This is a genomic window from Paenibacillus sp. J31R122 (genome assembly GCF_056269185.1).
The window spans coordinates 410,611-431,421 of record NZ_JBWDNM010000002.1 but is presented as its reverse complement, the minus strand read 5'-3'; the positions used below and the strand labels follow the sequence as shown (position 1 = coordinate 431,421).

The window sequence follows — 20,811 nt, the reverse complement described above, 5'->3', positions numbered from 1 at the left end:
GTATAAAGAGGAAGCTCGAAATGCCGAATAAATACTACAAAGTTCCCTTGTTATAGTTTATTGGATTATAACGATGAATCTATGGACAAATTTGCTTTAAACCCTTGAAATTACGGTATTTTAAGATTGACATCGTTATACATTCCGGGAATCTAGGTTAAAATGGATAACAATTCTGCCATCCAACTCAATCTCTGGTGATCCTTTAACTGTTGTTTTAAATTTAAATATCCATATCAAAATATTAGCGTTTTCTCACGATGTTCCAATAGTCATTCCAGGATAATCCCTTAGAAAATCTAAAAATCCAATGTGAGCTTAGGCTCCTAAACACTGTTTGTCCAAGACTTAGGGGATCGTTGATTATATGTTGCTTTGAAGAAACTGTCGCCGTTAACTCCTTGTTTACCCCCATACCTTTTACCAACTTATCTGCATTAATATTAAGCACGAATTTTAGTTGAGCTTGTTGTGCAATAAAAAATAGTATCACTTGTAGATGTTATATCTATGTCGTTAATGATGGTTTTCGTCCAAGGCATCCGCGTTGTCGAACTCAAGCGGATGCCACAGCATGGAATATGTGCTGGCCGTCAATCTGTAGATGACCGTATGATATTAGCCGTCAAACTGCCCTATCAACCGTTCCTTTCGGATCTGCCCACATCGCCTGTCGTAATCATGTTCTGGTCGATTGCTGCTAAGGCAGCTTATACGTCAATGTTCATTCGTCATATAAATTGACAACAATGTGATATAAGTACACTTCCATATCATTTCTGTTATGTTTCGTCCGTGCCACTCTCAGATTGGCATATTTTTTTTCGTCAATCAATTTTGTTTCAATATTTTCGAACGGGTATTTATGATTATTGATATAATTAAAATATTTATTCCAGAACTCCGAAAAACTTTTGGATTTCGCATAGACAATAATAAAGTTGGTTTGAAGACCATTTAAATCATAGCCAAAAACCTTGTTCAAGTGCAAGGCCAAGTAGTCTGTCTTTAAAGAATTCATATTCAACGCTTCAATAATAGAAATTGGAGTTCCTCTTTTATTAACAATCATGATATCGACTTCTCCGGGCCTTTTACCGGTATTCGACTTTCCCCAAAGGGTTTGATCTCTGACAATATATCCGGTTTGACTCAATAATTGTACGACAAAAGTATTTCTATCATTTTCAGAAAGATTTCTGTGATTCCATACTCCTTGCAGTTTCAGACATGAATCCACAACATGCTCGAACAAGTTGTAAGATGGTCCCTGTACATCTACAGGACCTAACACCAATTGCCTTAACTCTTGAACCTTTATACCGTTCCAACTCTTCTCCAGATACTCCTCCGAGTGTGAATCCCATAATTCCTTGACCACCCGGTCCCCTTGAAATCTAACGCTAAGGTCGTGTAAATAGGCCAGCGAATCACTTTCATATTTACTAACTAATCTATACAGAATTTTTTCTTTTATTTTATCTAGATCGTGCTTAGCGGAGATGAATGCCATGTCTTCATTGAACTCAAAAATTTTCTCGTTATTACGTTCTTCTATATAATCCTCGATAAACTTCTGTTCATTGCTTTTGAGGCGCAAAAATAATTCGAAAATTTCTTGTTTCGAAAATGAATTCAAGAATTCGAAATAAAAATTTTCTCTATTCAAATACTTAACGAATTTCACCGTAAACCCTTTAATTGTATCGGATAAACTCAAAAAATATTCAAAAGCTTTTGTATTTCCGTTCACAAAATATGTATTTAACATGATTAGCTTCAACTCAATGTCGCTTTCACTTTCTCTTCCAAATATCTCCTCCGAAATCCGGATGGAATCCAGTTTTTCAACTTGATACAAGAATTCAAAAATGCCTTTCTTCTTATTTGACCCTAATTGGCTATTCAAAAAGTAACTCCATAACAGTTCAGCGATGTCTTCACTCCATACCTTTTTTAAAACTTTATGAAAATTACGATCATGTCTGTTAGAGTTTAGCTCGCCAACAACATTTGACTTAATCACTTCGATTACTTTGTTAGGAGCTTTCTTCATAAGAACTTCAATTAAAAATTCATTATAGGGTTCAAGTTGAATGATATCGCCGATCCAATTGACAAGAATCGCTTCACTAACATTCAGAAAGAATAAATTTTCTTCTTTCAATAGGATGTTTAGAAGAATATCGTGTTCGAGACCACAGCTGTGTGATAAATGTCTTATGTTTTCAGTACTGTACTTACAGAAGTAGCTTTTGGCAGCTTTCAAAATCAAATCTTTATTTTCCATTTTTTCCCAATGAATTTTTTTCAATATACTCCTTCTCTCAGATCCATATATAAATACCTTTAGAAAATCCTTATTGGAATTAATCTTGTGAAGTAACGTTTCAATTAATTGCCCCCATGCCTCAATTTCCCCAGCAATAATCAATTGGCATTGTTCGATAATAATATTTTCTTTAAAATCAGCCTTGCTTTCGCTCGGCAACGCTTCGCTACTTATACTACTGGAATCAGGTTTACCACTAGCTATTCTACGATTTAACTTTTTCATTTCATCTTCATTGAATATATTGGATAAGTCGTTATAATTGTTCTTAAACCACTCTCTAAAGCTTGCGCTATATTCGAATTCAATATCTCTGGTTAAAAGCAGACCAGTCAATTTAATCGCTTGGTCGAACCGAGTAGCGTTTATTTGCACCAGCATTAAGTTGATTACTCGTTTGAAGAATGGATGATCCGCCCCATTTACGTTCGAGTTGATCCATTTAAACAAATCCTCAAAAGACATCCTCTCTAGTATTGAATCTAATGAATGAAGAAGTCTATTGTTCGAAGCGTCTTTATAAATTTCCGAATAGTAGTCTCTGACAATATCCAGAATTTGCAAGCATTCTTTTTCTTCACCCAATGCATAAATTAAATTTAGGACAAACTCGCCACTGATTGCACGTACACCATATTCTTCTTCATATTTTTTGTTAGCAATCGTTTTGAATAATTTATCTATATCTCTCTTATCTGTAACGATTAAATAAGAATTGAAAATGTACTCCCCAATATTGAAAGAGCTAAGCGCATATTTCAATGATCTATCAATGTTCTCCCTATAACCGCACAACATTCCAATTTCCAGCAATACTGAAGTCATATCCTCAGAGATCAACAAAGATCTGCTATATGGATACCGATCTGTTTCATAGATCCTATCGATAACTTGGTTTGCTACTTCCTTGTTCCCGAAATTATCGTAGAAATGATCCAGCAAGTCCAGTTTTTCCGTTATTACATTCCTTAGCCCTTCAAATTCGCAAGTACGATAAATATGCTTATCCAAATATCTGATTTTCCTGAATTCGCCTTCGCCGCATAAAATAATATTCTGCAGTATAAAATCTTTCTTTATTTCAGTCGAATACTTGCTGAGGTCCGATAAAAACACAGTACTGAGGTCGTTTCTGATCATTTTATTCACAAGGACACCATAATAATTTATTCCGATTAGCCATGCTGCAACTTCCCTAAGCTTTGGAATGACTCTTTCGGTGGCGACTTTATGAAAAATCAGGTTTTCTATTTGTTTCTCTTCCAGATGCCGAACTAGAAAACATGCGCATAGATATTCGGCATAGGACATATGCGCCCATCTGTAGCCGTTCACACCAACCTTGATGAACAGATTCGAGTTCAGAACCCGAGTTATTTCGTTTCCAGTGTATTTTTCATTTTCCAAATCCTCATTCAAATACAAGCCATGTTTTTTCTTAATAAAATCCTCTTCAATCCATATCGTTTTCTTTTCGCTCAGCATAGTCATATAAGCTATCCATTGCGCAATTTCTATTTTTCTATCCGTATTTCTTTCCTGACGGGGATATCCTTTTCGATATTTATTTAACTCGCTGCATAGCTTGGTACAACCTACCTTGTATATCCTCTCACGGGATAAATCATGTTCATCGTACTCATCCTTACTGGTTTCGATCAGAAGATTCAGCATTATAGGTATTCTTGCAAAGGTTTGTAATCTATACTTCGTTATTTTATCCAACAGACGGCTTGCTTCTACGTCAGTCATATTCATACGCAGGACGGTCTCAACATTTTCTTGCGTCAACGGGCCCAGATAATAGGTTGAAATCTTGACTCCCTCCAATATATGGTTCAGTTGTTTTTCGATAAAATCGTCCCAATATGATGTTCTGCAGGTGAGCATTAATTTAAACCGGCTATTAAAAGACTTCTTAAGTTTTTTATTTATTACTTTTAATACTTTACGGAAATACTCATTCTCTTCTCCAAAAATCTCTTCGATACTGTCAATCAGAATTAACGTGGGCCTATCCTTATTAAATCGATTGTTCCTATAACTATCTTCATCCAAGAACTCCTCAACATCGTTATAGATCTCAAAGTTATAATATTGGATATCATAAGGATCTTCCTTGAGTTCCTGGTTAAGCCTCATCAATTCGCTGGACTTTCCAATCCCTGACTCTCCTAATAAAATCGTGCAAACATCCCCATTATTAAAAATTTCATCCAAAGTGTATAAGGGCTTATTCGTGTAGATAAATGAAAACCCCTCTGGATTAGCCAAATAACCGTTGGAAGTATATTCAAAACCATCCATGGAAAAACTCCAATATCTTTTCGAAGACACTCATTTCCCTCCATAATTGGAACCATAATGTAAATTTTTATAACTTAATCGATGTTATTGACATCAGCTTGTCCTGCTATAATCGAATAAAAAATAAGAGGCGTTAGCCGTCCCCTCTGTGATTCCCACCGATATATCTCCGATTTATTTTGCGAAACGTAGCTTATTCACCTGGATCTCTTCCGTTAGGCTGCCATGAATACAATAGTACCAAACCGGACAGACAGATCGTAATTCACTTGCCCGGCCGGCGACCAGGCCTGAAAGTGCCATCGGCCGCTGCGGTGTTCGGCACTCCAATAGAATTTGATGCGCTATTCCGTTCCATTCTCAGGCTTTCGTCGAAAGAAACAGAACGGAATCTCGAAATCGCAGATGCGCCTTATTCTGGTGCGTGAGAGCCACTGTTACGGAAAGTTGAGTGCCACGTCTCCAGAGGAGGAATCCACTGCATCAGTGACTCCCCCCTTTCTAGATCATGTGAGCAGCTGGAGGGCTTAGCTGGAGATACCTTTGTGCCCTTTAGTAATGACGTATACTTCTCATATCTGGGTAGGAAGCCTTCCTACATTTAATATAGTAGGAGTAATAAGGTGTGTACTTCTCTCCTGCTCAGTTATTAGTTTCTTCTCCATATCGTATCACCGCGGACTTCTACAGAGTAAGTAGAAGTAACTTATAGGGAGTTCATAATGCAATAGTTCAACATACATTTGGTTAATCCTTCAAATTTCTTCATAATTCTTTTATCTTATAATTTAGAGAATCAGTGAATCTGTCACTGCTCATTCTTTTATTTTCGCGCCATCAATATTACACATTCCACATGTGTGGAGTGTCTATACAATAAGAAACCAAACAGTTTAGTACCGTTTGGTCTCTGATATTGCTATAACATCGGGAAATCGCTATCGTAACTTTAACGTTACAAACGACAAGTACAGATTTAAAACTTGAGTTCAAGTCATCCTTACCTCTTCACCTTATAAAACTCATGATACAGCTTCATCAACGCCCGCTTCTCAATCCTGGACACATAGCTCCGACTAATTCCAAGCTCCTTTGCAATTTCCCTCTGCGTCCGTTCATCCCCGCCATGCTCCAGACCGAATCGGCCGATCACAACTTCCTTTTCTCTATCATCCAATATGTCGAGATTTTTATATATTTTCGATTTTTCAATCTTTAGCTGCACCCGGTCTACAATATCATCGGCCTCTGTGCCGAGGATATCGATCAACGTAATCTCATTGCCTTCCTTATCCGTGCCAATCGGATCATGAAGCGATACGTCTTTGCGTGTCTTCTTCAGAGACCGAAGGTGCATAAGTATTTCGTTCTCAATACAACGTGCTGCGAACGTCGCGAGTTTCGTCCCTTTTCCCGTTTGAAAGCTCTCGATCGCCTTAATCAATCCAATCGTACCGATAGAAATCAGGTCCTCGAGATCTTCACCTGTGTTGTCGAATTTTTTGACGTTGTGGACACGAAACGATGTAATTCTTTATGTTTCCTTTTCTTTAATTGTCCGACAAAGCATGTTGTTATGCCCTAAAGAACAAATTGATTATTAAGCTCGTTCTGTATCTTCGAATAGATTACCTGCTAAGGTTCACTCAAAACTTTCTGGACAATCGTTGCATCTATAAAACTGTAATAACGATCATCAATTAATAACCGATATAATGTTTTTAATTCATCTTTAGCTTGGTCTTACGAGAGCCTATTTAAAATTACAAGATTTCATCCAAAACTACTAATACATCTTTAATACTCCAATTATCCAATAAACGATAGAGTCCTTCAACATCTTCTTCAGAATGCATTGAAAGTTTATCAATCAAACTCGCACCACTTATAGATTCATCAATATGAATTATGGATTGAATCAAAGCCACCAGATGTTCTTGATTTATTGTCGGTTGTTCTTGTGTTAACTGTTCTTGAGAAACTTAATTACTACCTAAGGAATGTAACTTAGATAACTCCATTCGATGTTGACTTAGTGCATTGTGTTATGTTTCTTGAAACCTTTCCCTCATTGAATGTCTATATAGAGCTTAATTTTCAAGACTACAATCTTAAAAACCTCTTCTATTATTTCAATTTTTCTAAAGGCAGGCCAATCCGGTAAAACATCATCGAACAAGTCGATTGTCTAAACAACAATTTTGTGCCGCTTTGCAAAAAGTTATTCGCCCATCAATAGAATAATCACCAAGAATCCAACTTATCATACTTAAAATCGTAATACCTGATTGTATAGAAAAAACTCAAGCCTTCTTTAATCGCTCTCTAAGTGTATTCTTTCTGGCTTTCTTACAAGCGTCATTTAATACCTTAATTAATTCATCATAAAAAGGATGAAAGCTTACAGGTATAGTTGCAATTGAAGTAACGTAGTTAATGTACTCAAACTGGTGAGCAGTTTCATAAACATATTCTTTATTAGTTGGAGCTATTAGCTTCTCGTACAAAAAATGTCCCACTTCTTCCTTACTCAAGGATTGAGATTTAATATATTTTTCTTCAAACTCCTTTCGAACTGTTTCCATCAGGATATTAAAGTGATGAGGAATTCTATCTGTCCATACTTTTTCTAGATTAAATGTTACTACATGTCGCTCAATACGATTATTTTCTATAGGGTCAACCGTAGATAAGGCTTTTATTTTTATTCTCCTATTCCCTGGATATCCTGAAAGCTCTGATATCATTTTATTTTCTGCTGAGCGAATATACGGCACATAAATGTCTGTCAAACATCCCGGTGAATTTATCTCATAGGTATTGGCAGGCCAGGCCGGAACACGATCACCTTTACCTTGTGTTTCTTTATTACCTATAGCAGAATTACATTTTGAGCATATTGGAACAAGATTAAAAGGTTGAATTACAAGGGCTGGAAATAAACTCTTGGGGAAATAATGATCTAACTGTGAGTCTCCAAATGAAAATAATCCAAGGCAAGCTGGACAAATCTTCTCGCGTCGAGAGTTTATTGTAAAATATTCTTTTTTAAATCTATCCCTGTTATTATGTAGAACTCCAGTTGCTTTATGGTCAAAGAAATCCTTGTATAACTTACCAAAAACCTTAGATAAGGTCTCCAATATTTTTTCTTTACCTTCTTTTGTTAACATAACCGGGAAACTCAAACCATTAAGATATCCTGCAAATTGGAATGTTCCACTTGAATGTCCCCTAGCATAATTTAGATCAGATTTGAGGAAGGAAACTACAGTTGGCATAATACTAGGAGGAATACCAGCAAACAAATCCTCGATACGATTATGCATAGCATCTTGATGCTGCATTAAACAACAATTCTTATATTTTTTATATCTAGGTTTGCTTAAAAATAATTTCCCACTAAATTGTCCGTCGTATATCTTTAATTTAAGACAGTACTCAATCAGATCTATAAAACATTCTCCAGCCAATTTCATTTCTTTATGAATCATAGTAGGTTTATTTAGATCGATAAGCATCTCAATTCTCCAATCTATTAAATAAGCCTCTAGAAGAATTTCGAATCTGTTGCAAATACTCCAACATACGATAACGTTGATAACCAGGACCAATTTTATCAACAACTTTTTCTAAAGCTTCTACTGAAGTAGGACGATCGTTATCAAGTTTATTATTGATATATTGCATAGAATACTCTCCAATTCGTTGGTCCATAAACAACTGCATACTTACTTCGCTGCGATCAGCAGCGAAAGTGGATGTAGAAAGGGGCATCGCCTCATAAGTCCCTCTTTTACTTGATAATGATAATTCATTTACTTCCATTGATGGTTCAATCATAAGAGTCTGATTAGGGAATGCATCAGTTAAAATTAGCGTGGAATGCGTTGCAATCCAATATTCTTGCCGATTATATCTCTCCTTTTCGCCCTCCTTCTTTTTTGTCGATGATTTTACAAATTCATGTAACTTACTAATAAATTGCATTGTCCAATTCTCATTAAGGAATACGTCTGGCTCGTCAAAAAGGAATAAAGTATTCTCATCATTTTCTTGTTGGGATAAGATAATTAATGCCATTCGACATAACCATAAATATTCACCATCACTCAGACTTGTTTGGTCTAATAAATGCTCTGTATCGTTGTGTTTAAAAAAAACATTTGCAGTGTACAAATAGTTTTCTTTCTTAGAGAACATTAGCATTGTTAGAAACTCTGTTGGGTTAAGTGACAATACTTGTTCAACTGAGAATGTGATTGTTCTTACAGCCTTTGGAACTATTCTATCTTTTTGAAAAATAATCTTGATTCTAGATTCGCCTTTCGAATGCTCGACTAACTCTAAAAACATCCTTTCATACCTCTTTTTATCCGTATATGAGTTTTGAAGTTTTCTAAAGTTCTCTTCATCTATCTCGAGTGAAATATAGTATGGTGTGATATTTTTAACCATTAAAAAGAGCTCATTTTTTTTATAATTATAATCATCGACTTCATAATTATTTGCTGGAGTTGACAACAACAGAGCTGCTAAAATTAATGTTGCATTGTTAGAATCAAAATTGAGGCTACTTGGCTCATAAAGTAACTTACCTCGTAATTGGCGCAGATAATTGAGATTACTACCATTTAGTTCTTTCTTATGCAACTCGTCATATATATCACTATTTATAGCATTTAGTGGCGAGTCAACTAGTACTCCCTCAAGTGAATTATTTGGCCCTGAAGCAAAACTCACAATTCTTCGTGGATGGAGGTCATCTCGCTCACTAAATCTTTCCTTAATTACTTGACCCTCTTTTACACTAGGAAAACTATCGTTTGAAATACGAATATGTACACGACCTTTAAAGCGATACTTACTGGTATCATTTGAAAGTAAGATGTATGTAGTTTTATCTCCTCTTGCAATGCTGTAAATTATTTCGTATTTAAATCCCGGTGATTCGTCGTTCATTGCTCTTGTAAAGATAAGACCTATAGCTTGCATAACAGTAGTTTTGCCTGATCCATTGTTTCCGACCAAAAATTTTAAAGATAATTTACTTATATCATTATCTCTTTCTCCAAAATTACCGCTAAAAAATTTGAATTGTTTGTAATTCTCTAAAGCTAAACTGTGAATTTCCATTTCCGCTCTCCCTCAGGAACTATTGTCCATGTATCTATAAAACTATAATTATTTTCATCTAATAACTCATCAATTCGTTCTAAATATCCTAATCGACTCAACAAATAAACGGTATCTAATGCATGTTGTATAGTTAATTTACTCTGATCTTCATTAGATAAACTTTGCCTAGCTTTATGAACTGCTAATGGTGCTTTCGAGCTACAAAAAACCTGATATAGGTTCCATTGTTCTAAGGAAAGTACTTCTTGCAATCTAATATCTCTGTTATTATTGTTTAAATTGTGTTGTTTAAGACGAAAAAAAACTTGTCCTTCTTCTGTTATAACAGCTTCAATACATTGATCTCGTATTAACATTTGAATTGCATCTGTTACTTCACTAACATTTCCCAAACTATCTAGATAGTTATACCACTCAATTATTTTATGAGATGAACGTGTTAAACTATCCTGAAGGTTATCATTTCCATAATTAGAGATTGAGGATAGGATAAGCTCGTTTATTCTAAGTGGCCTTCCTTCTTTTGTTTCTGAGCTAATTGGTGTTTCTGTTACTGTACGATTCTCATTATTGTAGTCATTCCAGAATGCAGAGACTTGAGAATTAGTGAAATCTGAGATACTATACCTTTTGATTTTATTAATATCTTGAATACCTTCAGTCGGTCTAATTTGAATCGTCATGAGTATATTTTTATTATTATATCTCATTGATTTTTTCGACTTGGGTAAACTAATTATTGCTGTGATCATAGCAAGATCTTTAATTTCATTTAACAACTCATAAACTTGGTTATTTAAAAACTCTTCAGGTAATACAGCAAATATCCATCCACCTTCATCACTGCAAACACTAAGCCCATAACGTAGATAATTAATAACCCCTTCATATGAAAGTTCACTATCCCACACTAAAGAACTATCTTTATTACTCGGAGGATATATAAATACAATATCGTGCATTTCTTTACTTCTAGGTGATATGTACTTAGTTGGTTTACCAAGTTCACTTATTTTATTTTTATTCAGTAGACTAAAGCTTTTAACTCCACTGAGTAGCAGTCGTAAAGTTGCTATTCGTGTCATAACAGGTGATAATGAGTAACCGGTGAGCCTAAATGTTGCTCTAGTCCAATGATTCTGAATCTGAGTATTCATAACTGTTAGAAATTGACCGGAACGATAATTTACATCATGGATGCTCTTTGGATAATCTAAATGATTCATTGCAAATGATGCCAGAAAATCGACTAAATCTTCTTGGATCCACAATTCTTCACCCTCGATCGACTCGTCAAATAGTTGATTAAGTAGGTGATCATAAATTACCAAACCATTATCATTACCACTACCCCATTGATACCAACTTTCCTCACTGCTACATATATCGCTAAGAATCTCAATAATTCTTGCACACTGCATTGGTGTGATTGTTAGTTTTTCCCCTCCTTTAGCTATTCTCTTAGGTAGGTAAGATCTATGTAGCTTCATAACAGGGAGAATTTTGTCTTGAATTATGTTATAAGCATACTCCTTCTCATGTAGTAGAGACTCCCAGGTATAATTAAGGCTACTCTTGTATGGATATCTAAGTCGACGTGGACTATCATCTGCAAGCAGCATAATTCCCCAAAAGAAGGTTATTTGGTCGGCCACAGATAAAACACTGTTAGTACTTGAATAAACAGTACTAATCAACTCATTTAATAGTTTTTCTATTCTATTCATAATTTTTTCCACTATCCTAACTTAATTAATTTAAAGGGCACAATGGGCCATTCTGACTTCCCTTATAAATCTTACTTTGTCATAGAGTTACGTCGAGTACAAATAAAAGGTAATGCTAACTAATTTTCAATCTTTTTCTGATGCTGCCGCAGCATAATTTTTAATGTGTTCTTCTGAAATAACTAGTTGTTTAATATCTACATACAGATCCTTAAGATGAAACTCAGATAAATCCAAGATTGGTTCAAACATAAAAGAGTTTAAATGAATATTTTCCGGGGTCATTAAATTAACTCTTTCAAGTAATTTTATAGCTTCTACTTCTCTAGCAAACTTATCTTTGAACCTTCCAAATAACTTTCCAGTTTGGTTGTTTTTAATTTTTGAGACGAAGGTGGGTTCATTAATTTTATTAATCATGTATATTTCCGCATTAATTCTTGTTGCTATAGATAAAACTATTTTATTTTCGAGGTTCAATCCTATTTCTGAATCATTAATACATATTTGATCAGCAACTTCAAAAATAACATCCTTTACATAAGACTCTCGATTATTTAAAGCTAATGAATCCAAATCTTTAAATAAATCTTTGTAACAATTCTCAATATCCTTTACTTTAAACGACCATGAATCCTCCTTTTTATGTAGCATCGAAGTAAGTTTGTTATTATTTGCCGTATCACCTATATGCTCTGCTATATTTCTTGCAAAAGTAATTGAAGCAATTAATTTAGCCTTGTTGTTCAAATCCTTCTTCCAGTTTGCAAAAGGGTTACTTATGTATTTATATCCTGGGTTTATTAAACTTATAGATTCAACGTTTTTGACAGCCATAAATGACTGTGTAAATCTATCCGTTTTTATTCTGTCTTGCACTGTACGGTAGAAATCAAAATTATGTGTAAGAATAACTAAACAGAAATTATCCGAATCAGAAATTTCTTTTAAATACTCTATGATTGCGTACTTATTTTTATAATCAAAAGAATCGGCAATATCATCAATCACTAATAATGTTTTAAGGCTCTGCTTCCTCCTGCACTCAATCTCAAATATAATGTTTAATAAATACAATGCTCTTGTTTCACCTTGACTTAGTATCGAAAGTAATATTTCCTCGCTTACAGATTCGAAATGTTCTTCTCGATCTTGAAATATATATTCGACACTGGGCGCTTCATCTTTTAACACACTATCAGCTTTATTACTCATTCTAAGTGTATAAGGAACATAAAATCTTCTGTTAAAGATGTCGATTACGTTTTCCCAATCCGTTCTTTCTTTATTTGCCTGTTCAATAATTCTCTTTAATTCTATTTGGCCTACCTTATATTCTTTAATTAAATTGAAATATAATTCCGAGTAGTTTTGAATATAAGAGATCCATACTTTTCTTTTAAGGTCTTGGATATCTTCTAGTTCGATAAGTAAGTCTTGATTTTCAAACAAGTAATCCCTGAATTCTCTTAACTGAGCGTTAGAAATTTTTTTATCGATGTCTTCAAATATTTTTTGGAGTGTAACATCAGATAGTATTTTATTTTTCTCGTCAGCTATCAACTTTGAAAATTCTGATGCTGATGTAACTTCTGTTCTTACACCTTTCATATTCAAATTAATTATGTGCTCTGCTTTAAAGAATCCATTATCTAATAAATTCTTCTGGACAGTATTTGCGTGATAATGATTAAACTCTTTTCGTAAAAAAGTTGAATTTTTTAATAGGTCATTGTATTTTTCTATGTATTGCTTAATTTGATACTTAAATTCTCCATTCGAAAGAAACTCGATTACCTTGTTATCAAAAACAATTTTATAGGAAACATCTGAATATTGATAAATTAAATTCTCGCCTGATACAAAAGCCTCAAGATCAAATAAGACCTCTACTATTTTTGATTCCTTGGTACCAAAAGTACTAACTAACTCATCTTCTACTTTGTTCAATTTTGTAATTTTCTTTAGCTCTTTTAAAAGTAAAACTTTAGCATAATCAATCTTCTCATGAATTTCTTCATACTTCTTTTTCAGCTCATCCTTAACTAGTAATGTCGAAACACGATTAGATTTAAAATTCTTCTCATATGGCCTTATTACAAAAATAGATTCTCTCTCAATTTCATCACCAGAAGATCTTGTTAATTCTCGCAATGGTATACGATTTTTATAAACCAAATCGCTTGAATCTTTGTTCTTACTGTAGTCATCAAAAACATTGGCAAATGAGGTTTTCATAACACCATTTGGAGCGTAAATTACATATGCTGAATTTGTTCCGGTAAAGTCAAATTCATGTTCTAACTTATTGATCCCATAACAATTCTCAATTACAACCTTGATTCTGTCCATACACATAACCTCCTCTATTCAAAACAATAATAATTCAAAATTCGACAACTAGGACCAGTTTCCTTCTTTTCTAATAGTTGGATGTGTTTTTTAACCCAAAAGTCCCGATTTTGAAATAAGAAGAGGCTGTTCACTTAGAAGACTAAGCAAACAGCCTATATTTCACCTCTTCGCCTTATAAAACTCATGATAAAGCTTCATCAACGCCCGCTTCTCTATCCGCGACACATAGCTCCGACTAATCCCAAGCTCCTTCGCAATCTCCCGCTGCGTCCGCTCATCCCCGCCATGCTCCAACCCGAAGCGACCAATAACAACTTCCTTCTCACGGTCATCCAATATATCAAGGTTCTTATAAATCTTTGACTTTTCTATCTTAAGCTGCACCTTATCTACGATATAATCAGCCTCGGTGCCCAGGATGTCGATTAACGTGATTTCGTTGCCTTCTTTATCCGTTCCAATCGGGTCATGTAAAGAAACGTCCTTCCGTGTCTTCTTCAATGACCGTAGATGCATAAGTATTTCGTTCTCAATACAACGAGCTGCGAACGTCGCTAGCTTCGTGCCTTTTCCCGTCTGAAAACTCTCGATCGCCTTAATCAATCCAATCGTACCGATAGAAATCAGGTCCTCGAGATCTTCACCTGTGTTACCGCTATAAATAAATGGCGGTCATATTTTTGTATATGAATCAACAAAGTAGGATAACGAACATAAAAAAGAGGGGTTCGATGCCCCCCCTCTTTACTCTTTCTTCCAACACACCTCAACTATTAGTCTTCCCTGACTAACATTTACAACACCCAAACGAGACAAACCATTAAGACATTTCCCAATGGGTCAGCCTCGTCCAATGATCAATCGATTCTTGAACTCACAGATTATGCTCCTATAACTCTGAAATCAATATTCGTTGGTGGTGGAAATAACGTTTTTGCTTGTTCAATTAGATCTTCTGATAATTCTACATTTTGCGCTGCTGCTAGTTTTTTGGCGTTATATTTATACCATAAGTCAACAATCTGCACTTCACCTTCGCGAATTACCGCAAACTCTGTCGTGAATAAGTTTTCCATAAATAAATCCTTATCCAATTCAAGAGCTACTCCCCCTAAAATAATCTGTATTCGATCACTTTGAGCGAATTGTTCTGGTAATGACTCATATAAATCCCATGCTCGATTAAACTCATTATTTTGTATCATTAGATTCAAATATTCTTCAACAAACGCTCGGTCAGGAAATCCGTTTGAAATATGGTAGGCTTGCTCCATATAAGCTAACGCTTTGGTTAAACTATCATTTCGTTTCGCTGCCTCGGCTAGATTTCTATAAACCCAAGCAGAAGGTTTAATTTGTAAGGAACGTCCCCATGCCTCCAAAGCTTCAGCTTCCAATCCTCTTTCGTAAAGCATAACTCCATAATGTAAATATGCCGTCCACGTTTGATTTCCCACCGCGGATAGACTTTCCTTCAGTAACTCCATCCATTCTTCCTGTACCATCCATGATGTTGGAATTTCATTTATATCATGATCGGGGAAATATCCGTTTTCCAAAAGAGCCATCCATGGCCATTGAGGTGCTTCTAAGTTTTCTTCTGTAAAAAAGCTAAACCCATTAGGTATACCTTTAAGCTCCTGTTTTTCTCTTCGTATTTGTTCTAACGTTCCCCACTGTGACCCAATATGTAGCATTTCTTCTGGTTGAATATGAGCGAGCGCTTGCAATTTTTCATTAACCCCATAAACTTCGGCTTCATCGATCTGATCATCGACTTGTTCTTCAATAAATAGTCGAGCATTATTCCAGTTTTCATCATAAGCCAAAAGAGTGTCTACTTTAGTAACTCCCATAACTTGTGTGAAGTCCCATGTCGTATGCGCAGGCATGTCCATTCCATTAAGTTGGGTAGGAGCCATTCCTCCTTGTAATTCGATATAGTCCCCTTGGTCTGGATTTGCTAGGAAATCACGCCAGCGTCTTCCTCCTGCATGATTACCCCAGCAAAACATTTTGCGATAACGTAGCAATGAAGTAGAACGTTCATAGAATAGCCGACCATCTTCATATACAATAGCTTCCCATGGCGATCTACATTGTTTGGGAGTTTGGAAAAAGTATTCATTCGCAAATGGAAATTGAATCGGGTAAGATACATCCGCTTCGGGTACTGATGGCAAGATAGGCATATGACCTAGACCATGCCCCTTTAGATTTGTGTCGATATAGATTACTTCGCTTGTTGTCGAGAATACTCTAGCCTTTTCCGTTTCTTCTACGGCAATATTCGTCCAATAATACATAGGAACCGGATCATTATTATCATTAACTATACGTACATAGATAAGTAATTCACTTGAACCTTGCGGCAGATGAAAATCAATATGCCAAAACACATTTTTGCAGCGCTCATATTCATATATTCTTAGAAATTCATTGCCTTCACCATCATGGAGTTTGGCTGCATGAACAGGCGAACAGGTCGAAAATGTATGACCAACCTGTCCAAAATTCCACTCTACCCCGCCGGAAAACCATGCATTTAGAATAGCTAAATTAGCAGGCTGAAATACTGGATTTTTATAAAGGATATCTCTACCTGATTTCTTATCGACAAGTGAATACAATCGTCCGCCGTACTCGGGTAAAAATACAGCTTTTAAGCATTCATTCTCTAAAATAATCGTTTTTAAAATCATTTCTTTCCGGTCCCTTGAATATCTATCCTGCATTTGATAGGGTAAATATCTTTCACCAGTCTCATAACCCAGTTTCAGCTTTTGTTCATCCGTGAAGTTATCACCTATAATGACTTCTCGATGATGATTTTTATTTCTAAACATGGGTAGGGGATTCACCCCTTCCAAGTGCGTACCTTCAATATTTAATGTTGACATGTAAATGCTCATATTCCCACTCACTTTCCATGATATTATCCCTTTACTGAACCTACAGTTATTCCTGCTACAATTTTATTAGATACAAAGATAAATAAAATAAAGGTTGGAAGGAACACGACCATACAAGCTGCAAAAATACCGGCATAGTTACCTGTATTGGTAAAGCCTTGGACGATGGACTGAAGCGCGAGTGCAACTGTACGAGTGCTCGGATTGTTAGCAAAAATGAGAGCCATAAAATACTCGTTCCAAATTCCCAAAACGTTAAAAATGGTTAGTGTAATCATCCCTGGCATAGCAACGGGTATTAATATGAAGATGAATGTTTTGACAGGACCACATCCATCCATAGCAGCAGATTCCTCAAACTCCTTTGGAATGGACGAGAAAAATCCCGAAAGTAAAAACACCGCAAATGGTACATTTGTGAAGATATAAATAAGTAGAAGTGAATAGATAGATCCAGTAAGCTTGAATTGAACAAAAAGTGAAAATAAAGGAATAGCAGTCAAAACACCTGGTATAGCAAGTGCAGACAAGAACATTAAATTTACAATCTGACGTCCTCTAAATTTCACTCGGCCTACTATATAAGCAGCAGGTGCTGCAACCACGAGAATACCGATACAGGATACAACCGTATAAAAAACACTGTTAAAAAAATATCGGCCCATATCCTGGTTTTTAAATAAATCTGTATAGTTGGAAAAATGAAATCCACTTGCAAGTAAATCATTTGTGAATATTTCTCTTGTAGTACTCAATGATGCCAGTACAGCCCAGCCAAACAGGATGATCGTAAATAACAACCACGTAAAAAGCATGATATAAGAAGGTATGAACCGAACCTCTTTTTTCAGAGCTTTATTAAGCATTTCCTCACATCCTAATTTAATATTCTAGACGATCTTTTTTGAAAAATTGGTTGATAATTGCAGAAGCGATAAGGATAGTTAGCGTAATTAATATGCCGACTGATGCACCCGATCCGACATTAAATGATTCTTCTACATAAACAGTAGTGCCACTGCCAAACACTTTTTGATACATATAATAAGCAGGTGTGACCGTACTCGGATCATCAAGACCAAATGTCGCAGACCAAACAAAGAAATTGCAGGCCGTTATGGTCCATAAAACCAAAGTTATTCTAAACACATCTTGTAAAAGTGGCAAAGTAATCTTAAAAAATTTATCGAAACTATTTGCACCATCGAGCAAAGCGGCTTCATAATAGTCACCAGGTATTCGATCCATTCCAGCACTAAGAATTAACATAAAATAACCTATCGAACCAAAACTGAAGGCTATAATCATAGAAATATATAAATGGTCACTATCTGTCCATTGAATATTGGCTAATGACGTCAAGCCCAATGAACGAAATATTGAAGTTAAAAAACCATAATCAGAAGAGCTATATATGTACTGCAGCCAGACCACCGATAAAACAACAGCTGAAACCGTATTCGGCAAAAAAATCAGCGATCTCCAGAAGTTTTTCCAACGGATACCTGAAGCTAGAATAACGGCATAGATAAACGCAAAGGTAAATATGATTACCCCACCTATAATCCAAATACCAAGAACATTCCACAGCGAACTAATAAAGTAAGGGCTGCGGAAAAGACCCGTATAATTTTCAATTCCGACAAAGTTCCATTCTGCAATTTTACTTGAAATAGAAGGAACATCATAAAAACTCATAATGACGGCTCGAAGTGTTGGATATAGAAAAATAGCAAGGTAGATGATGACGGCAGGTAATAGAAAAAGGGCGATTGTCGATTTATTAATCCTCATAACTTACCTCCAGTAAATATATGCTCATTTATTAAAATAAAATCTGGGTGCAACGTTCAAACCATCTGCTACACCCAGATCAAATGCTACTATTTTTTACTTTGTGCCGTAGAATTTTTTTGCTTCATCCGTCATTTTAACTACATACTGGTCTGCAGTAATCTTACCCGTCACCAATTCCATAAATACAGGGTAAACAGTACCGGTTGAAAAATCAGCCCCACTGCCTATACCGAAGCCCCAAGGCATATTCACCTTAGCGTTCTCAAATGCTACTGCTGCTTCTGCTAAAGGTGCTGGCCATTCTGAATTAATTGTTGCTGGAATAGCTAATGCTTGAGCAGCCATACCTTCTTGTGCTTTCTTACTTACCAAGTATTTAACAAGCTCAAATGCTACTGGAATGTTCTTACTATTCTTGTTCAACAGAAGTCCTTGTGCGCCAAATGACAGCCCTTGTTGACCGCCTTTATCATTGCCATTCGCGATTACCGGGAACTGGAAGGAACCCCATTTAAAATCAGGTCCAGAAGTGCCTAACACTTCATTTGGCAACCAAGTACCATTTAAGTACATGGCAGCCTTGCCTAGAGCAACATCTTGTTGACCTGCTGGATACTTATTACCTGCTATCTTGCTGGAGAAATAACCTTTATTCTTAAGATTCTCGATATCCTTAGCAAATTGAAGAACGATTGGTTCCTTCCACATTTCACCTGTAGTATCCTTAACAAGCGCATCAACCCAGTCACTACCCATTGCGCTGCTCAGATAACCACCAATCAATAGGTCACGGTATGCATCATCAAATGTGATGGCTTCAACTCCGGATTGTTTAAGCAATTCACAAGCCGCCAAGAATTCTTCCCAATTCTGAGGGACCGCTGTTATTCCTGCTTTTTCAAACAATTCTTTATTATAGAAGAACAATATTGCATAAGGTTGTTGCGGAATGGCATAATATCCTTCTTCTAACTCCGCTTTCGTTGAAAGGGATTTTGTCCAATCCATTAAAGCAGGCAATATGGAATCCTTTACTGACTTTCCATCCATACCAATTGCCGGTAGAGTAAGTAAGTCATCAAGTTTAAGCAAATGTTCCTTTAGATTCGCAAGAGCACTTGACGGATCCTGTTCGAAGATGTCAATATTCTCGCCACTCTCTAGAGCTGGTTTGATCAGCTTGGCAAGATCACGACCATTAAACTTTAATTCAACCTCTACTTTAGGATTAGCAGCCTTGAAATCTGCAACTGCTGTTTCAATAACTTTGGCTTGAGGTTCTGTATTACTCCACATGGACCAAAAAACGACTTTACCCGAAAGTTCAGTCACCGGATCCCCTTCATTTGCATCATCAGGTTTAACTGTTGTCTCCGGAGAAGGTGAGGCAGGAGCGCCATTGTTGTTTGATGTACCACACCCCGCTAGCACTGTAAGCGTAACCATCAAAAGCAATAATAAAATCCCAATTCTGTTTTTTGTCTTCTTCATGGATCTATTCCCCCTGAAAAATAGTAATCAAGTAATCAAACAAATTATTCTTTTCGCTTAACTTTGTTTAATCATCGCTTGACTCTGAACTTAGTATAATTATTTTATTTCATCGAAGGTATGCAAAATATTTCACAATAGATGTGAAATTTTTAGCTATTTCGACTTTATTCGGTATAATAATGATAACCTCTGCCACATTAAGATTCTTACCTAATTAGGCAAACAATGTACATAGGATCAACAAACCCAAGGTACGTTGTTTGCCTTTTTCATATTATATTTCGTAATTCAACAATGCCAAAATCTTCTTGTATTCACGCTCTTACTAGCATATTATCTCTATTACTTCCACTCCAAAGTAAAGCGGAATTTGGCATCTTCTTCAATCCACATTGGAAAGTTTGTTCCCCACACATTGTTATGAAGATTAAAATGCATACCATCATCCAGTGAGGCAAAGGTTTGATCAAATTGAAGCAATCTCGGCTCTCCTGGAGACACCAACGGAGCATCCCAAGTCGTCATCCGTACATGTCCATCGGTTCATTGATATTTCACCCCTTCGTTAACAGCATGCATATTGCGATTGCCATTTTTGACAACGAATAACGGAGATATCCATTCTCCCATTTTTCCTAGCTCCCAGTTGTTTGGATTATCCACAAGCAGATTCATGGATAGCCAAGCAGCTTCTGGTAATCTGAATGCTTTTTTGTCCTTCCACTGCAGCGTGATATCCAAATGATCA

The 20,811-nt window shown here is 35.9% G+C and carries 13 protein-coding genes and 1 pseudogene; 1 reads left to right on the top strand and 13 read right to left on the bottom strand.

What is annotated here, in order from left to right; translation table 11 throughout:
• Positions 1 to 510 precede the first annotated feature (510 nt).
• A complete protein-coding gene (locus AC0YN7_RS05060) occupies positions 511 to 744 on the top strand; it encodes a hypothetical protein (RefSeq protein ID WP_475808857.1) in 234 nt (77 codons plus the stop codon).
• On the opposite strand, the gene AC0YN7_RS05055 is transcribed toward AC0YN7_RS05060, so the two are convergent.
• The 13 genes and pseudogenes from AC0YN7_RS05055 to AC0YN7_RS04995 all read right to left on the bottom strand — a co-directional run bounded on the left by AC0YN7_RS05055 (position 725) and on the right by AC0YN7_RS04995 (position 20,804).
• The gene (locus AC0YN7_RS05055; protein WP_475808856.1) at positions 725 to 4,639 is read right to left on the bottom strand and encodes an NACHT domain-containing protein; all 3,915 of its coding nucleotides are present in this window, start codon (positions 4,637 to 4,639) and stop codon (positions 725 to 727) included. The genes AC0YN7_RS05060 and AC0YN7_RS05055 overlap by 20 nt on opposite strands.
• A 1,000-nt stretch (positions 4,640 to 5,639) precedes the next feature.
• A complete protein-coding gene (gene sigK, locus AC0YN7_RS05050; RefSeq protein ID WP_475809114.1) occupies positions 5,640 to 6,170 on the bottom strand; it encodes an RNA polymerase sporulation sigma factor SigK in 531 nt (176 codons plus the stop codon).
• Positions 6,171 to 6,942: 772 nt separating this feature from the next.
• Positions 6,943 to 8,160, bottom strand: a complete 1,218-nt coding sequence (locus AC0YN7_RS05045) for an HNH endonuclease (protein WP_475808855.1) — start codon at positions 8,158 to 8,160, stop codon at positions 6,943 to 6,945.
• Between the two features lies 1 nt (position 8,161).
• The gene (locus AC0YN7_RS05040) at positions 8,162 to 9,775 is read right to left on the bottom strand and encodes an AAA family ATPase (protein ID WP_475808854.1); all 1,614 of its coding nucleotides are present in this window, start codon (positions 9,773 to 9,775) and stop codon (positions 8,162 to 8,164) included.
• A complete protein-coding gene (locus tag AC0YN7_RS05035; protein WP_475808853.1) occupies positions 9,757 to 11,505 on the bottom strand; it encodes a hypothetical protein in 1,749 nt (582 codons plus the stop codon). The genes AC0YN7_RS05040 and AC0YN7_RS05035 overlap by 19 nt, the downstream gene beginning before the upstream one ends.
• Before the next feature lie 126 nt (positions 11,506 to 11,631).
• Positions 11,632 to 13,857, bottom strand: a complete 2,226-nt coding sequence (locus tag AC0YN7_RS05030; RefSeq protein WP_475808852.1) for a hypothetical protein — start codon at positions 13,855 to 13,857, stop codon at positions 11,632 to 11,634.
• 162 nt (positions 13,858 to 14,019) lie between these two features.
• Positions 14,020 to 14,511: pseudogene (sigK, locus tag AC0YN7_RS05025) on the bottom strand (RNA polymerase sporulation sigma factor SigK); the annotation flags it as partial.
• A 230-nt stretch (positions 14,512 to 14,741) separates the two neighbouring features.
• Complete coding sequence (locus tag AC0YN7_RS05020; RefSeq protein ID WP_475808851.1) at positions 14,742 to 16,760, bottom strand: DUF5107 domain-containing protein; 2,019 nt, start codon at positions 16,758 to 16,760, stop codon at positions 14,742 to 14,744.
• Between the two features lie 35 nt (positions 16,761 to 16,795).
• Entirely contained in the window at positions 16,796 to 17,638 is an 843-nt protein-coding gene (locus tag AC0YN7_RS05015; RefSeq protein ID WP_475808850.1) for a carbohydrate ABC transporter permease, read from the bottom strand.
• Positions 17,639 to 17,654: 16 nt separating this feature from the next.
• Positions 17,655 to 18,566, bottom strand: coding sequence for a carbohydrate ABC transporter permease (locus AC0YN7_RS05010; protein ID WP_475808849.1), 912 nt, complete (start codon positions 18,564 to 18,566; stop codon positions 17,655 to 17,657).
• A gap of 96 nt (positions 18,567 to 18,662) precedes the next feature.
• Positions 18,663 to 20,060: an ABC transporter substrate-binding protein gene (locus AC0YN7_RS05005; protein WP_475808848.1), complete on the bottom strand. Its 1,398-nt coding sequence runs from the start codon at positions 20,058 to 20,060 to the stop codon at positions 18,663 to 18,665.
• 345 nt (positions 20,061 to 20,405) lie between these two features.
• Positions 20,406 to 20,543 carry a hypothetical protein gene (locus tag AC0YN7_RS05000; protein ID WP_475808847.1) on the bottom strand — a complete coding sequence of 46 codons (138 nt, stop codon included), beginning with the start codon at positions 20,541 to 20,543 and terminating at the stop codon, positions 20,406 to 20,408.
• A 63-nt stretch (positions 20,544 to 20,606) separates the two neighbouring features.
• Positions 20,607 to 20,804 carry a hypothetical protein gene (locus AC0YN7_RS04995; protein WP_475808846.1) on the bottom strand — a complete coding sequence of 66 codons (198 nt, stop codon included), beginning with the start codon at positions 20,802 to 20,804 and terminating at the stop codon, positions 20,607 to 20,609.
• Between the last annotated feature and the right edge of the window lie 7 nt (positions 20,805 to 20,811).

Coding starts and splice junctions, on each gene's coding strand:
- AC0YN7_RS05060 (WP_475808857.1), top strand. CDS start 511: ATGTCGTTAATGATGGTTTTCGTCCAAGGCATCCGCGTTGTCGAACTC.
- AC0YN7_RS05055 (WP_475808856.1), bottom strand. CDS start 4,639: ATGGATGGTTTTGAATATACTTCCAACGGTTATTTGGCTAATCCAGAG.
- AC0YN7_RS05045 (WP_475808855.1), bottom strand. CDS start 8,160: ATGCTTATCGATCTAAATAAACCTACTATGATTCATAAAGAAATGAAA.
- AC0YN7_RS05040 (WP_475808854.1), bottom strand. CDS start 9,775: ATGGAAATTCACAGTTTAGCTTTAGAGAATTACAAACAATTCAAATTT.
- AC0YN7_RS05035 (WP_475808853.1), bottom strand. CDS start 11,505: ATGAATAGAATAGAAAAACTATTAAATGAGTTGATTAGTACTGTTTAT.
- AC0YN7_RS05030 (WP_475808852.1), bottom strand. CDS start 13,857: ATGGACAGAATCAAGGTTGTAATTGAGAATTGTTATGGGATCAATAAG.
- AC0YN7_RS05020 (WP_475808851.1), bottom strand. CDS start 16,760: ATGTCAACATTAAATATTGAAGGTACGCACTTGGAAGGGGTGAATCCC.
- AC0YN7_RS05015 (WP_475808850.1), bottom strand. CDS start 17,638: ATGCTTAATAAAGCTCTGAAAAAAGAGGTTCGGTTCATACCTTCTTAT.
- AC0YN7_RS05010 (WP_475808849.1), bottom strand. CDS start 18,566: ATGAGGATTAATAAATCGACAATCGCCCTTTTTCTATTACCTGCCGTC.
- AC0YN7_RS05005 (WP_475808848.1), bottom strand. CDS start 20,060: ATGAAGAAGACAAAAAACAGAATTGGGATTTTATTATTGCTTTTGATG.